Origin of the sequence: Pigmentiphaga sp. YJ18, assembly GCF_038066655.1 — a bacterium.
GTDB lineage: Bacteria > Pseudomonadota > Gammaproteobacteria > Burkholderiales > Burkholderiaceae_B > Pigmentiphaga.
The window spans coordinates 43,022-56,124 of sequence record NZ_JBBUKU010000005.1 but is presented as its reverse complement, the minus strand read 5'-3'; the positions used below and the strand labels follow the sequence as shown (position 1 = coordinate 56,124).

At 67.8% G+C, this 13,103-nt stretch carries 11 protein-coding genes; 10 read left to right on the top strand and 1 reads right to left on the bottom strand.

The window, feature by feature from the left end:
- Positions 1 to 32 precede the first annotated feature (32 nt).
- The 9 genes from WKR98_RS25215 to WKR98_RS25175 all read left to right on the top strand — a co-directional run bounded on the left by WKR98_RS25215 (position 33) and on the right by WKR98_RS25175 (position 10,806).
- On the top strand, positions 33 to 1,316 hold the full coding sequence (locus WKR98_RS25215; RefSeq protein WP_445936160.1) for an AAA family ATPase: 1,284 nt from the start codon (positions 33 to 35) through the stop codon (positions 1,314 to 1,316).
- Between the two features lie 49 nt (positions 1,317 to 1,365).
- Positions 1,366 to 2,715, top strand: coding sequence for a CpaF family protein (locus WKR98_RS25210; protein ID WP_124688865.1), 1,350 nt, complete (start codon positions 1,366 to 1,368; stop codon positions 2,713 to 2,715).
- A complete protein-coding gene (locus tag WKR98_RS25205; RefSeq protein WP_124688866.1) occupies positions 2,715 to 3,653 on the top strand; it encodes a type II secretion system F family protein in 939 nt (312 codons plus the stop codon). Before WKR98_RS25210 ends, WKR98_RS25205 begins: the two co-directional genes overlap by 1 nt.
- Positions 3,654 to 3,657: 4 nt before the next feature.
- The gene (locus tag WKR98_RS25200; RefSeq protein WP_124688867.1) at positions 3,658 to 4,626 is read left to right on the top strand and encodes a type II secretion system F family protein; all 969 of its coding nucleotides are present in this window, start codon (positions 3,658 to 3,660) and stop codon (positions 4,624 to 4,626) included.
- A 1-nt stretch (position 4,627) separates the two neighbouring features.
- On the top strand, positions 4,628 to 5,665 hold the full coding sequence (locus WKR98_RS25195) for a tetratricopeptide repeat protein (protein ID WP_124688868.1): 1,038 nt from the start codon (positions 4,628 to 4,630) through the stop codon (positions 5,663 to 5,665).
- 66 nt (positions 5,666 to 5,731) lie between these two features.
- Positions 5,732 to 6,415 (top strand): DUF3613 domain-containing protein, encoded by a 684-nt coding sequence (locus tag WKR98_RS25190; RefSeq protein ID WP_124688869.1) that lies wholly within the window; start codon positions 5,732 to 5,734, stop codon positions 6,413 to 6,415.
- A gap of 10 nt (positions 6,416 to 6,425) precedes the next feature.
- Positions 6,426 to 8,573 (top strand): TadG family pilus assembly protein, encoded by a 2,148-nt coding sequence (locus WKR98_RS25185; RefSeq protein ID WP_341434987.1) that lies wholly within the window; start codon positions 6,426 to 6,428, stop codon positions 8,571 to 8,573.
- A gap of 38 nt (positions 8,574 to 8,611) precedes the next feature.
- Positions 8,612 to 9,970 carry a sigma 54-interacting transcriptional regulator gene (locus tag WKR98_RS25180; RefSeq protein ID WP_124688871.1) on the top strand — a complete coding sequence of 453 codons (1,359 nt, stop codon included), beginning with the start codon at positions 8,612 to 8,614 and terminating at the stop codon, positions 9,968 to 9,970.
- Between the two features lie 143 nt (positions 9,971 to 10,113).
- Positions 10,114 to 10,806: a DUF2968 domain-containing protein gene (locus WKR98_RS25175; protein ID WP_341434986.1), complete on the top strand. Its 693-nt coding sequence runs from the start codon at positions 10,114 to 10,116 to the stop codon at positions 10,804 to 10,806.
- A gap of 48 nt (positions 10,807 to 10,854) precedes the next feature.
- Here the strand turns inward: WKR98_RS25175 and WKR98_RS25170 are convergent, their stop codons facing one another.
- Positions 10,855 to 12,066 carry an MFS transporter gene (locus WKR98_RS25170; RefSeq protein ID WP_341434985.1) on the bottom strand — a complete coding sequence of 404 codons (1,212 nt, stop codon included), beginning with the start codon at positions 12,064 to 12,066 and terminating at the stop codon, positions 10,855 to 10,857.
- A gap of 106 nt (positions 12,067 to 12,172) precedes the next feature.
- Here WKR98_RS25170 and WKR98_RS25165 point away from each other — a divergent pair, with 106 nt between their 5' ends.
- Entirely contained in the window at positions 12,173 to 13,084 is a 912-nt protein-coding gene (locus WKR98_RS25165; RefSeq protein ID WP_341434984.1) for a LysR family transcriptional regulator, read from the top strand.
- Positions 13,085 to 13,103: the final 19 nt, after the last annotated feature.

The following is a 13,103-nucleotide window of genomic DNA, read 5'->3' as shown; positions in this document are numbered from 1 at the left end:
CGGTTGTTACCGGGTATCTGTAGGAGTCGTATATGAACGCCCCGAGCAAGGAGTTGGCGAGTTTGTTGGATACTCGCCGTTTCCTGTTCTTCACCGGCGACAGCTCATCGGCGCAGCGCCTGGCCGCGGTGTTGAGACACGATGGCGTGGTCGTTCAGGAGGATGTGGTTCCCGACCGGCTGTCGGCGCGCCTGGCCGAACTCGGGCCGCAGATGGTGTTGCTGGATTTCGGCGCGGACGACAACGAGCCCGGCAGGCTGCTGCACGCCAGCGACCTGGCGAGAACGCTGGCGCGCGTGGCGCCCGCCTTGCCGGTCGTCGCGGTGGGCAGCATGATGCGGCCGCAGGGCGCCGTGGCCGCTCTGCGGGCCGGCGTGCGGGATTTCATCGATCCGGCCGACGAGGCCGAAGTGCGCGACGTCGTGCGGCGCGTGTTGCAGTCCCATGCCACGAGCGGCGTGCCGGGGCGCGGCCAGATGGTGGTGTTGCTGGGCGTGCGCGCCGGGCTGGGCACGACCACACTGGCGGCGCATCTGACCACCATGGCGCAAGTGCAGGGCGAGGGCGGACAGACCGCGGAAGGGCGGCCGGCCAGCAGCCTGCGAGGCCCCGTGGCGCTGCTGGACCTGGGCCTGCCCGTGGCCGACGGCCAGCTTTACCTGAACGTGTCCGGCAGCTTCCATTTCGCCGAGGCGGTACGCAACCTGCGCCGCTTCGACGAGACCCTGGTCAATACCGCGCTTACGCGCAGCGCCAGTGGCGTGGCGGTGATCTCGCTGCCGCGCGACCTGGCCGAGATGCGCACGGTCTCGCATGCGGATTCGCTGGGGCTGCTGGACCGCTTGCGCCAGCACTTCGGCTTGCTGGTAGCCGACGTGGGCGGATTCTCCAATCCCGATTTCGTGGCTGGCATGGTGCGGGCCGCCGACCAGGCGTGGATCGTCACGGATCAGTCGGTAGGGGCCTTGGTCTCGCTGGCGGACGTCCTGCGGGACCTGGACGGCCGCGACGTGGATCGCGCCAGGATGCGGCTGGTGGTGAACCGCTATGACGAGCGGTATGGCATGACCGCCGAGCAGATCGCGCAGCGGTTCGACGTGCAGCTGCTGGGCACGCTGCCCGATCGCGCGCTGGCGCTGATGAACAGTACCAACCAGGGCAGGCTGCTGCACGAAGTGGCGGACCGCGATCCCTATGTGCGGGCCGTGCACGGGCTGGTGGATTCGCTGGGAGCGTATGACCAGGCCTTGCCGCCGGGGGCGAAATGGCTGTCGCGGTGGCTGCCGAATCTGCACAAGCACCTGGTGACGCGATGAAGAAAAATTCCGGTTTGAAGCGGGCAAACATGCAGCGGAGAGTGTCATCATGACGGCATCGATCGAGTTTGCCGACGATAGTCCGGCGTTTGCCAACACCCAGCGCTTCCAGGACGTCAAGGCCGCCGCGCACGAGCACTTGCTGTCGCGCATCGAGGAACTCGGCGCGGAGTTCGGCCGCTGGTCCCGGACCGCGATCCAGCAGTTCGTCGACCTGGAGGTCGACAGTTTCGTGCGCCTGCGGCGGGTGCCCATCAATGAATCCGAACTCCGGCAGGTCGCGGCTTCATTGACGAAGGAACTGGCCGGGCTCGGTCCGCTGGAGGACCTGCTGGCCGATCCGGCGGTCGAGGACATCCTGATCAACGGCTACGACAACGTTTTCGTGTCGCGCCGTGGCGTATTGCAGCGCGAGGTCCTGCGTTTCAGCGACAACCCGCACCTGCTGCGCATCGTGCGCCGCATCCTCGCGCCGCTGGGGCGGCGGCTGGACGAATCCAGTCCCATGGTGGACGCGCGCCTGCCGGATGGCGGCCGCCTGAACGTGGTCATCGAGCCGCTGGCGGTGGACGGCCCCATGGTGTCCATCCGGAAGTTCCGCCAGGATCCGCTCAAGCCGGCCGACCTGCTGGCGCTGGGAACTTTCAACGAAGAGATCCATCGCTTGCTGAGCCTGGCGGTGCGCGAGCGCTGCAACATCCTGGTTTCGGGCGGAACCAGCTCCGGCAAGACTTCGCTGCTCAATGCGCTGGCGTTCTTCGTTCCCGAGACCGAGCGCGTGGTCACGGTCGAAGACACCGCGGAACTGTCGCTGAACCATCCCCACGTGGTCCGGCTGGAGGCGCGTCAGGGCGGCTTCGACGGCGCGGGCCAGGTCAGCATCCGCGACCTGATACGCAACAGCCTGCGGATGCGGCCGGATCGCGTGGTGGTGGGCGAGGTGCGCGGCCCCGAGGTCATGGACATGCTGCAGGCGATGAATACCGGTCACGAAGGTTCGATGGCGACCATACACGCGAACTCGCCGCGCGAATGCCTGTACCGAATGGAAATGCTGGCGGGTTTCGCGGGCTTCCAGGGCAGCGAGGACAGCCTGCGCAGGCAGATCGCCAGCGCGCTGGACTTCATCGTGCAGATTGCCCGTTTGTCCAATGGCCGCCGCCGCATCGTGTCGATCTCGGAAGTTACCGGCATGGGCGACAACGTGATCTCCACGCAGGAGCTCTATCGCCACGAGAGTTTCGTCGGCCCGGATGGCGAGGAGAAGGATCGCTGGGTATCGCTCGGCATCCATCCGCATACGCCCAAGCTGGCCAAGTACCGCGACCAGTTGCGCGTGACGATGGCACCCGAGGCGCCCCAGGGCGGCGGGGGCAGCTTCTGGTCCAGGGGGCGATGATGTCGGCGCTGCTCCTGTCGGTGTTGTGTCTTGCGCTGCTGCTGGTGGCGGCGGGATTGTGGCTGTGGCAGAGCGCGAGCGAGCGTGGGCGTCGGCAGGCGACCAGTGCCTTCGTCGAGGAACAGCTCAGCCGATCGTTCGACCCGACCCGGGCGGTGGTGGCCACGGCACAGCAGCTTTATCCGCCCGTGCGTCCGCGAGGGGTGCGCGGTCGATTCCAGAACATGCTGCTGCGCGCCGGCATCGAGCCGGGTCCCGCTTTCTACGGTCCATGGCTCGTGGCGCTGGTGGCGCTGCCCATCGTGGCCCTGTTGTTCAGCGGCGGCCTGGCCGCCTTGGTGACGTTCTTCCTGGTTGTGCTGGCCGTCCTGTTCCAGCTCTGGTGGCAGGCCGACAAGCGCCGGCAGAGGATGGTGCGGCAATTGCCGGGATTCATCGATGCCCTGGTGCGGCTCATCACCATCGGCAACAGCCTGGGTTCGGCCTTCCAGACCGCGGTGTCTTCGGTCGATGCGCCGTTGTTCGAAGTGCTGGAGCGAGCCAACCAGTTGAATCGCGCGGGCATGGAACTCGACGCTTCGCTGGTGCACGCCGCCAGGCTCTACCGCTTCTATGAACTGGAACTGGTCGCCGCCGTGATTGGCGTTGCCCTGCGTTTCGGTGGCCGCAGCGATGTGGTGCTCGAACGCATGGCGGCCTTCATGCGCGATCTGCAGCAGGCGCGGGAGGAACTGCACGCGCTGTCAGCCGAGGTCCGGCTGTCGGCATGGATCCTGGCGCTGCTGCCGGTGTTCGTCGCGGGGTTCATCGTCATCTTCAACAATGCCATGTTCGTGGGCATGTGGACCGACCCGGTCGGCCAGAAGATGCTGGTGGGCGCCTTCGCTCTGCAACTGGTCGGCTCTTTCTGGCTGTACCGCATGGCCAAATCGGTTTGAAGCTATGTCCACACAATTGTTGACCGCCGCCTCCCTGGTCCTGTTCGCCACCGCCGCGCTGCTGGTCGGAGTGGCTATCCTGATCCGGGGCTCGCGGCAGAACCGAAGCCGCCAGGTAGTGGACAGCGCCATCACCGCACGGGCCAATCCCGTGCTGGACGATGCCCTTGCCAACGTGGCGTCGCCAGTGCGACGCGGCCGTGTGAGCGCGATGTTCGACGGCGCGGCGCAACTGGGCGAGAAGTGGGAACAAGGCAAGCTGGGCAATTATCTGCTCGAGGCCGAGGACAGGCAGTTGATCGACCGCTGCGGCTTCAGCGACCTGGCGCGCGCCCGTTCTCTGTTCATCTTCGCGCGGGTCGTGCTGGCCGTCGTCGTGCCGGTCCTGGCCTGGATGTTCGGCGGCGGCGGAGCGCTCGGCACGATGCTGTCCCTGTTCCTGGGGTTCGCGCTCGGCTACATGGTGCCGAAGTGGGTGCTGCGCCAGGTGGCGGCTTCGCGCACGCGCAAGGCCAAGGAAGAACTGCCGCTGCTGATCGACCTGCTGCGCCTGCTGCAAGGCGTGGGCCTGTCCATCGACCAGAGCCTGCATGTGATCGTGACCGAGTTCCGCACCGTGCTGCCGGTATTGGCGGCGGAACTGGAGATCGCCGTCAACCAGCATGCCCGCGGGTTGTCGCGCGAACAGTCGCTGCAGCGGCTGGCCACCGGCTTCGGCAACGAGGACCTGGCGGCCGTGGCGCGCCTGATCGTACAGGTCGACCGGCATGGCGGCGCGGTCCAGGAACCCCTCAAGCAGTTTTCCGAGCGTGTCCGGGAGCAGCGGCGGATGGAGTTGAAGGAGCGTGTCGGCAAGCTCACGGTCAAGATGACCGGCGTCATGGTGCTGACGCTGTTGCCGGCGCTCATCATCGTCACGGGTGGGGCGGGTTTCCTGGCCGTTTTCCGCGGCCTGGCGAGGATGGGAGGCTGAGATGACCGGGGCGATCCATTATCCGGTGCGCATGGCCGGTTTGCTCGGGGCCGCGCTGCTGGCGGCGGGATGCAGTTCCACCGCCCCCTCGGGCTACGGCGTATCGGCACCCAAGTTCAACGATGAAGCCATGATGCGCCAACAGGTCGCGAACGACGAGCCCACGGCGGATAGCCGCGGCATGTATCTGTCGCTGATCCGGGAGATGCAGGGCAAGGGTCTTTACTTCGCGTCCTTGGCTCACATCGATGCATTCGAGCAGCGCCATGGCGCGGCGCCGGACGTCGAGCTGCTGCGGGCCCATGCGCTGCGCGAAGCCGGGCAATCCGAGGAAAGCGCGGTGGTCTATCGGCGCCTGCTGAAGACCGAAGTTGGCGCGGCGGCCGCGCAGGGCCTGGGCCTGCTGGCAGGCGCGCGCGGCGACTATCCGGCCGCGGTGGTGTCGCTGCGCGAGGCGGCGCGGCTCGATCCCACCAACGCGCTGATCGTCAGCGACCTCGGCTACGCGCTGCTGCGCAACGGCGAAACGGCCGCCGCCAGGTTGCCCATGGCGCAGGCCGCCGAGCTGGCGCCGGAAAACTCCAGGATCCTGGCCAACCTCGCCTTGCTGCTGCTGGTGTCCGGTGATGCCGGGCGCGCCGGCACCGTCATGGACAAGGCCGGTCTGTCGCCCGATGCGCGCGCGGCGGTGCGCAAGCTGGCCGACGACATCGCGCGCCGGGCACCCCAGGCGTCTCGTCCGGTCGCGGTCGTGAAGGCAGACTCCGCCCCGGTTGCGGTTGCCGTGCCACCGCCGGCGGCCAGCCCGTTCCCGGTCTCGTCCCTGGCGCCCGAGATGTCCCGTGTGCCGATGCCCCCCGTGGCGGAGCGCGCGCCGGTGGCGCCGAGAGCCGCGGTGGTCCGGACCGCTGCGCAGGAGACAGAGCCCGCGGACACCGTGCGCGAACCCGTGGTGCGGCAGGTCTCCGCGCCCGTTCTTCAGCCGGTGCGCGCGCCCATGCAGTCCATGCTGGACCGGTTCAACTCGGCCATCCCCTGACGCCGGCAGACCGATGCGACCGAATCTTCTTCAACGATGACGAATACAAGTGGAATCAAGGCGATCATGAAACCTACCAGCCATTGCCCGCACGGACAGTCCGCTTCCCGGCGCGCCAGCCGTTATCTGGTGCTGGCCGCGCTGCTGGCGGCACCCCTGGCACAGGCCCAGAACAATGCGCCGGTGACCGGCTCCATGCTGCAGGAGACGCCCGAGCAACGGGCGCGCATGGAACAAGCCGCGCGCCAGGCCCAGGCGCAGGAGCAGGCCCGCCGCGCGGCGGCCGCGCAGCAGCAGAGGGCGGCATCGACACCGGCCGCGGCACGGCCCGCTTCCTCGGTCGTGCGCCAGGTGCCGGGCCCGGGCCAGGCGCCGGCTGCCGCGACCCAGGCCGCGCCGGCGGCGCGCCAGCAGGTCGTGCCGTCGCCCGAACAGCGCGTGACCACCGTGATCACCCCGCAAGCGGCTACCCCCGCCCAGCCCGCGCCGGCGGCCGCAGCGCCTGCCGTTGCCGCCGCGCCCAGGACAGAGCCGATGATGGCGACGGCATCCACCGCGCCACAGGGCAGGAGCCGCCCCAACGGCGACGTGACGAGCGAGGTGGTGCGCATGCAGGCCGAAGGACGCCAGGCCGGCAAGGCGCTGCCCATGCTGGGCGCGACCGCGCAGCCCAGCTGGAAGCGCTACATCGACAGCTATTCGCACCCCATTCCCGAGTTCTACGAGACGACCTCGCAGCCGAAGCAATAGGCAGGCCTTCATGACCCCGCATCGCCGTATCCCCTCGTTCGTTTCCGCTTCCCGGGCGCCGCTGGCGCGCCAGCGGGGATCGGTGCTGATCGCGGCCGCGGCGGCGATGCTGGTATCGGTCACGCTGCTGGCCTCGGCGGACCTGGGCTATCTCTTCTACATGAAGCGGGAACTGCAGAAGACCGCCGACCTGGCCGCGCTGGCCGGCGCCCAGCAACTGGAGCGGGACAGCTGCGTCGCCGCGACGGCGGCCGCGCGCGGCAACGCCAACCTGAACCTGCAGCGTTTCGCGCTGTCGATGGAAACGTCGCCCGCGCCGGTATGCGGCCGGTGGGATCCGAATCCGGATTCGACCAGGAATACCGTGCAGACCATGGAGCCTCCCTCCGAGTCCTACAGCGGTACCGGAGGCAAGAAGTATTTCGGCACGCCCAAGTCCACGGTCGGTTTCAATGCGATCAAGGTCGCCATTTCCCAGCAGGTCCCCCTGGTGCTGCCGTTCCTGGGCAATCGTTCTCTGTACGCCGAAGCCATTGCGGTCCAGGAAGCGCCCGTCGCCTCTTTCTGGGTCGGTTCGAAACTCGCGACCTCGAACTCCCAGACCGCACCCTTGTGCGTGCTGCTCCGGGTCGTGGGCGCGAACCTTTGCGAGGACCTCGGCATCGGGACCTATGCCGGCCTGGCCGGCGTGAAGATCACGCCCAGCGGACTGCTCAAGGAACTGGGCATTCCGGTGGGCGCGGACCTGAGCGTGGGCCAGCTGAACGACTTGCTGGCCGCCCGCAAGGTCGAACTCGGGCAATTGCTGAACGCCATCGTCAGCCTGGCGAACCAGAACAGCCTCCTGGGCCTGAACGCGTCGCTGCTGAACTCGCTGACCGCCAAGCTGGGCATCGACACGTTGCTGGTGCAGCTGGGTTCGAACAGCGTCACGAGTGGACTGTTCGCGCTGATCCAGGCCCCCAGCGCCGGTTCGGCGCTGAACGTGGACCTGGACGCGCTGGGCCTGCTGACCGCGGCGGTCGGCGTCGGCGTGTCCAATCATGCGGTGACCGTCGACCTCGGACTGCCCGCCGCCGTCAGTACCGCGGTCGGCCTCAAGGCCAACGTGCGCGCCAGCATCATCGAGCCACCCTCGGTCGGCATAGGCGGCCTGGGGACCAGGGCCTATACCGCCCAGGTCCGCACCTTCGTCGACATCGCGACCGATGGCGGGCTGGTCGGCGGACTGCTGGGGCTGCTCGGCACTCAGGTCAAGCTGCCCATCGTGCTGGATGTGGTCAGCTCGCAGGGCACGCTCACGGGCATGGGCTGCACGGCGCCGGCCAAGGCCACGATCAAGGTCGATTCGTCCATCGCCAAGCTGTGCATGGGCAAGGTCAACGAGTCCACGCTGTGGTCGACCCACGACGTCTGCGCGACCGGCCTGCAGGACGAGACCTTCGTCAAGCTGCTGGGCATCAATTTGCTGCACGGGCAGGTCAAGCCCGACATCCTGGCGCAGGATCCGGTCTATACCACCCTGGAAGTGGACCAGACCAAGACGGTGGGCCGGAACGAGCTGCCGCTGGGCGATACGGTGCAGGATCTGGTCAACCAGTTGCTGGCGCTGTTGCTGGCCCAGTCGTCTTCGGGGCAGGGCGCCCAGCTCGAGGCCTTTCCCGCCGATACGGCCACGCAGGTGGCCGACAAATACCTGAACCAGTATGGCTACACCCCCAGCGTGATCGAACAGAAGCTGCTGGGGGACGGCATCACCTGGCCCCGCCCGTGCGGCCTGCTGGGCCTGGGAACCTGCGCCATGCCGACGCTGTGGCGCCAGACCGTCACGCCGCTGCTGGGGACCTGCAACCAGGCCTGCATGCGGACCGAACTGATCAAGGCCTTGCAGACGACCGCCAGCAACGGCGTGCTGGGCGGCTTGCTCAATGCCGTGGGCGACCTGCTGGGCAGCCTGCTGGGCGGCACAGGCAGCGGCCAGTCGCAGAACCTGCTGCAGGCCATCCTGAGTCCGCTGGTCGGCCTGCTCAAGCCCCTGCTGAACGAGGTGGGCCTGCTGCTGGCCAACCTGCTCGATGGGTTGGTCGGCATCAAGATCGGACAGACCGACGTGCATCTCATGTCATTGGAATGCGACAACGTTCGCCTCGTCTATTGAGCGCGAACGACAACGATGGAGGGAACGGGCGTACCGCCATGAAGACACGACCTTCGCAAGATGATCTCGACGTTTACGTCTGGGAAGGCAAATCGGATATCGCCGACCGTGTCGCACGGGCTCTGGCCAATTTCGATGCGGACGTGATCCGCGCGGACAACATCGCCGTATCGCGCGACGTGACGAGCGTGCGCATGTCGGTGGCGATCATCTCGGTCACGGTCATCGACCGCCCGAGTTTCAGCGTCAGCGACTGGCAGGCCGGCCATGGCATGCCGGTGGTCTGGGTGGCGGCCGAGGCCCGCAACAGCGACCCGCGCGTCTATCCGCCAGAGTATTCCAATGTCCTGACGGCCGACTTCACCGCGGCCGAGCTGCGCACGCTGGTCTTCAAGGTGGCGGGCGTGGTGCGGGAGCAGGGCTCGCGTGCCAAGGCGGCCGAACCGCTCATCGCCACCTCCGCCTGCATGCGGGTCTTCCTGTCGGAGGTCGAGGCCTTCGCCGATTGCGACTCGACGGTGCTGATCCGGGGCGAGACGGGCGTGGGCAAGGAGCGCGTGGCGAGGTTGCTGCACGAGGGGCATCGTCGCTGCGGGAAGGGACCGTTCGTGGCGGTCAACTGCGGCGCGATCCCCGACGGCCTGTTCGAGTCGCACTTCTTCGGCCATGCCAAGGGAGCGTTCACGGGTGCGACCTTCGCGCACAAGGGGTATTTCGAGCAGGCCCACGAAGGTACGCTCTTCCTGGACGAAATCGGCGACCTGCCGCTTTACCAGCAGGTCAAGCTGCTGCGGGTCCTGGAGCAGAGCTGCGTGACCCGGCTGGGCTCCACGGCCGAGATCCCGGTGGATTTCCGCCTGGTGGCCGCGACCAACCGCGATCTGCGCGAACTGGTGCGCCAGGAGCTGTTCCGGGCCGACCTGTACTACCGCCTGGCGGTGATCGAGTTGCAGGTGCCCAGCCTGGAAGAGCGCGGTGCGGTGGACAAGATCGCCATCTTCAAGGCCCTGTTGGGACAGATCCTGCCCGAGCAGGAAGACGAGGTGCCCGACTGGCTGGCGGCCCTGGTGACGCGCACGCGCTTCCCGGGCAACGTGCGCGAGCTGCGCAACGTGGCCGAGCGGGTGGGGGTGATGGTCAGGCAGTTCCGGGCCTGGGACCGGGAACGCATCGGCCGTATCTTCGCGTCGCTGGCCGAGGGGGTGATACCGGCCAACGAGCGCAGTCCGCAGGAATTGGCCGAGCGCAACCGCATCGTCGGCGCGCTGGATGCCCACGGCTGGCGGCGCCAGGACACCGCCAATTTCCTGGGAATCAGCCGCAAGGTCCTGTGGGAAAAGATGCGCAAGTACCAGATTGTCGGCCAGGATGCCGAAGTGGCGGGCGAACTGGATTGATTTGGAGCGGCTCGGCACCAAAAAAGGCTTAATAAAGAGCCCACGGCGCCGTACTTTCATTAAAATCGGACACGCTTTGTTACGGCCGGGCCGACGAACTCGATATGACCAAGGAAGCTGGAATGAAAATGAGGACATGCAGAATGTTCCGACAAGTGGGGATCGTACTGTTGCTTTCCACGGCATCCCTGGGTGCCTCCGCTCAGGTGGTCCAGAACACGACCGCCAAGACGGCGGCGCAGGCGCCGGCTCAGGCCGCGCCGGCCCGGTCCGTGGACGCCGCCCAGGCGGCTTCCAACAACAGCACGATGGCGGAACTGCAGCAGCTCATACAGAACCGCACGCTGAACGAACTGCGCACCACGTACAACGGCAACTACGGAGCCAGCCTGCTGTTCAAGGCGGATGACCTGACCTACTACGTGGCGATGTTCCAGCAGAAGAATTTCTGGCGCGTGGTCAAGACTACCTCCGAGTCGCAGGCGGAGCAGACCTACAAGGCCTTCGTCGAACAGACGGTGCAATTGGCCGATGTGGACATCCGCCGCATCAAGCTCGACGCCGAACGCGCCGTGACCGAGAAACAGATCAGCGCCAACGAGACGCGCCTGAGCGCGCTGCAGAATGACCTGAGCATGCAGCGCCAGCAGGAGCAGCAGGTGGCTGCCCGCCAGGAACAGGCCCGCCAGGAAGCCGCCGCGCTGGCCAACGAACGGCAGGCCGCGCGCGAACAGCTCAACACCCTTCAGCGCCAGATCCGCATGCTGGAAGAACAGCAGACCAAGCTCGACAGCGCCAACAGCGTGACGAGCCAGGACGGCCGGCGCGGCCGCTAAGCTCGACCGCCGCGTCGTGCCGGAACCGGGGCCCCAGGGCCCCGGTTTTCATTTCGAGGCGAACGACATCGGCAAGGCCGCCAGCCCTAGCGCCGCGCCGGTCGCGCATACCGCATGCCACTGACCCAGGCTCCATGCCACGCCGGCCAGCGCGGATCCCGCCGCGCCTCCCAGAAAGAACAGGCCCACGAACAGCGCATTGATACGGCTGCGGGCCGCGGGGTCCAGCAGATTGACGGCACGCCGCCCCAGCGTCTGGTCTCCGGTGACGCCGGCATCCAGAACGATGGCCGCCAGGCTCATCGCGATCCAGGGCGTATGGCCGCCGTGCCAGGTACCTCCGGCCCAGGCGGCCAGGGCGAAGGCGCCGACCATGCCCAGATGGGAGATCGCCGTCACCGGCCGCGTCCAGCCCCGGTCGCCGGCCCGGCCCACCCAGGGCGTGATGAAGGCGGCGGCCGCGCCCACCAGTGCGAACATGGCGATGCCGCGCTGTCCCACCGAGTAGGGCGGCTGCGCCAGGCGTAGCGCGACGGCGGTCCAGAACAGGCTGAAGGCCGCCATGCTGAGGGCGGCGCTGGCCGCCCGCCGGCGCAGGACCGGTTCGCGGCGCAGCAGCGATCCCAGCGACACGATCAGATCGAGGTAGCGTGGACCGGGCGGCGGCTGCCGGTCGGGGATGCCGCGCACCAGCGTCCAGCCGAGCGCGATCGAGGCCAGGGCGCTGGCGGCGTAGAACGCGCGCCATCCCAGCGTGTCGGCAAGCAGGCTGGCCAGCGGGCGGGAAAGCAGGATGCCGACCATCAGGCCGCCCATGATGTCGCCGATCACCCGCCCCCTGATGTCGGGCTCCACCATGGCGGCGGCGATGGGCACCAGCACCTGGATGACGGAACTGGCCGCGCCCAGGACGAACAAGGCCGCCAGCAGCAGCGCGGCGAAGGGGCTGCACGCGGCGGTTGCCGCGGCCACCGTGGCGGCGGCCAGCATTGCGCGCACCAGGCGGCGGTGCGGTGCCACATCCGCCAAGGGGACGAGCAGGAACAGTCCGGCCGCATAGCCCAGCAGCGTGGTCATCGCCATCAGGCCCGACGCGATGGGCGCCAGGCCCAGCGAGGCACCCATGACGCCCACCAGTGTCTGCGGCGCGAAGAGATTGGTGACGAGGACGCCGGTGGCGGTGCCGAACAGCAGCACAGGGGGCCGGGCGGAGGGAGACGCGGGCGGGGCCAGGGCACCGGACTTGCCGCAGGTGGTCATGCAAAGCTCCGTTTGATAAATTAATTGCATATCGAACGAAAACTTTATTTTTCTATTGCATGATCAAGCAATTCAATCCTTCGCATCATGATTATGCGGAAATGTCATGAACATCCATGACCTGGAAGCCTTCGTGGCGGTGGTGGAGACCGGTTCCATCGTCGGGGCATCGGCCCGGCTGCACCTGACGCAGCCGGGCGTGACGCGCCGTGTGCAGAACCTGGAGGAGCGCCTGGGCGCGATCCTGCTGGACCGGCAGTCCAAGCCCCTGAAGCCGACGGCGGCGGGCCGCGAGGCCTACGAGCATGGACGGCGGGTGCTGCGTTCGCTGGAAGACCTGAAGGCCGGTGTGTCGCCGCAGGGGGAAGTGCAGGGCGAATTCCGGCTCGGCATCATGCCCTACCTGTCCGAAGCCGCGCTCATGCAGCCCTTCGATCGGCTTCGCACCGAGTTTCCGGCGCTGACTTTGCGCGTGACCTCGGGGTGGTCGCCGCGCCTGGTGGAGCAGGTCGCGCGCAGCGAGCTGGATGCCGTCGCGGTGTGCCTGGCCGATGGCGTGCCGCCGCCCGAGACCCTGGTGTGCGACGACCTGGGCGCCCAGCGGGTGTTGCTGGTCGCCGCGCGATCGCTGAAGGTGCCGCGCCGTCCGGGTCTTGAGCAACTGTCCCGCTTTCCCTGGGTCATGAACGAGAGCGGCTGTGGCTTCCGGGCCACCATCCGCCATCGGTTCGAGGCGGAGCGGCTGCCCTTCCAGGTGGCGGTCGAAGCCCTGAGCGTGGACCTGAGGATGTCGCTGGTGGCACGCGGCTTCGGCATCGGCATCGTGACGCCCGCCGCATTCGCGGGCGGCGCGTGGCGCGACGAGGTCGGGGTCATCGCGTCGCCCGATTTCCGTCCCTGCGTGCGCGCCTGGCTGTTGCACCGCGCGCCCGCGGGCCGGCTGGCGCGGCCCATCGCCGCGTTCCGGGAGGCGCTGGTCGAGGTGCTGAGGGAACCGGACTCGTTGCGCGAGCCGTGACCGCCGGTGCGTAGCCGGC

Bases quoted from the DNA above. Each gene is read 5' to 3' on its own strand.
- WKR98_RS25215 (WP_445936160.1), top strand. From the start codon at position 33: ATGAACGCCCCGAGCAAGGAGTTGGCGAGTTTGTTGGATACTCGCCGT.
- WKR98_RS25210 (WP_124688865.1), top strand. From the start codon at position 1,366: ATGACGGCATCGATCGAGTTTGCCGACGATAGTCCGGCGTTTGCCAAC.
- WKR98_RS25205 (WP_124688866.1), top strand. From the start codon at position 2,715: ATGTCGGCGCTGCTCCTGTCGGTGTTGTGTCTTGCGCTGCTGCTGGTG.
- WKR98_RS25200 (WP_124688867.1), top strand. From the start codon at position 3,658: ATGTCCACACAATTGTTGACCGCCGCCTCCCTGGTCCTGTTCGCCACC.
- WKR98_RS25195 (WP_124688868.1), top strand. From the start codon at position 4,628: ATGACCGGGGCGATCCATTATCCGGTGCGCATGGCCGGTTTGCTCGGG.
- WKR98_RS25190 (WP_124688869.1), top strand. From the start codon at position 5,732: ATGAAACCTACCAGCCATTGCCCGCACGGACAGTCCGCTTCCCGGCGC.
- WKR98_RS25185 (WP_341434987.1), top strand. From the start codon at position 6,426: ATGACCCCGCATCGCCGTATCCCCTCGTTCGTTTCCGCTTCCCGGGCG.
- WKR98_RS25180 (WP_124688871.1), top strand. From the start codon at position 8,612: ATGAAGACACGACCTTCGCAAGATGATCTCGACGTTTACGTCTGGGAA.
- WKR98_RS25175 (WP_341434986.1), top strand. From the start codon at position 10,114: ATGTTCCGACAAGTGGGGATCGTACTGTTGCTTTCCACGGCATCCCTG.
- WKR98_RS25170 (WP_341434985.1), bottom strand. From the start codon at position 12,066: ATGACCACCTGCGGCAAGTCCGGTGCCCTGGCCCCGCCCGCGTCTCCC.
- WKR98_RS25165 (WP_341434984.1), top strand. From the start codon at position 12,173: ATGAACATCCATGACCTGGAAGCCTTCGTGGCGGTGGTGGAGACCGGT.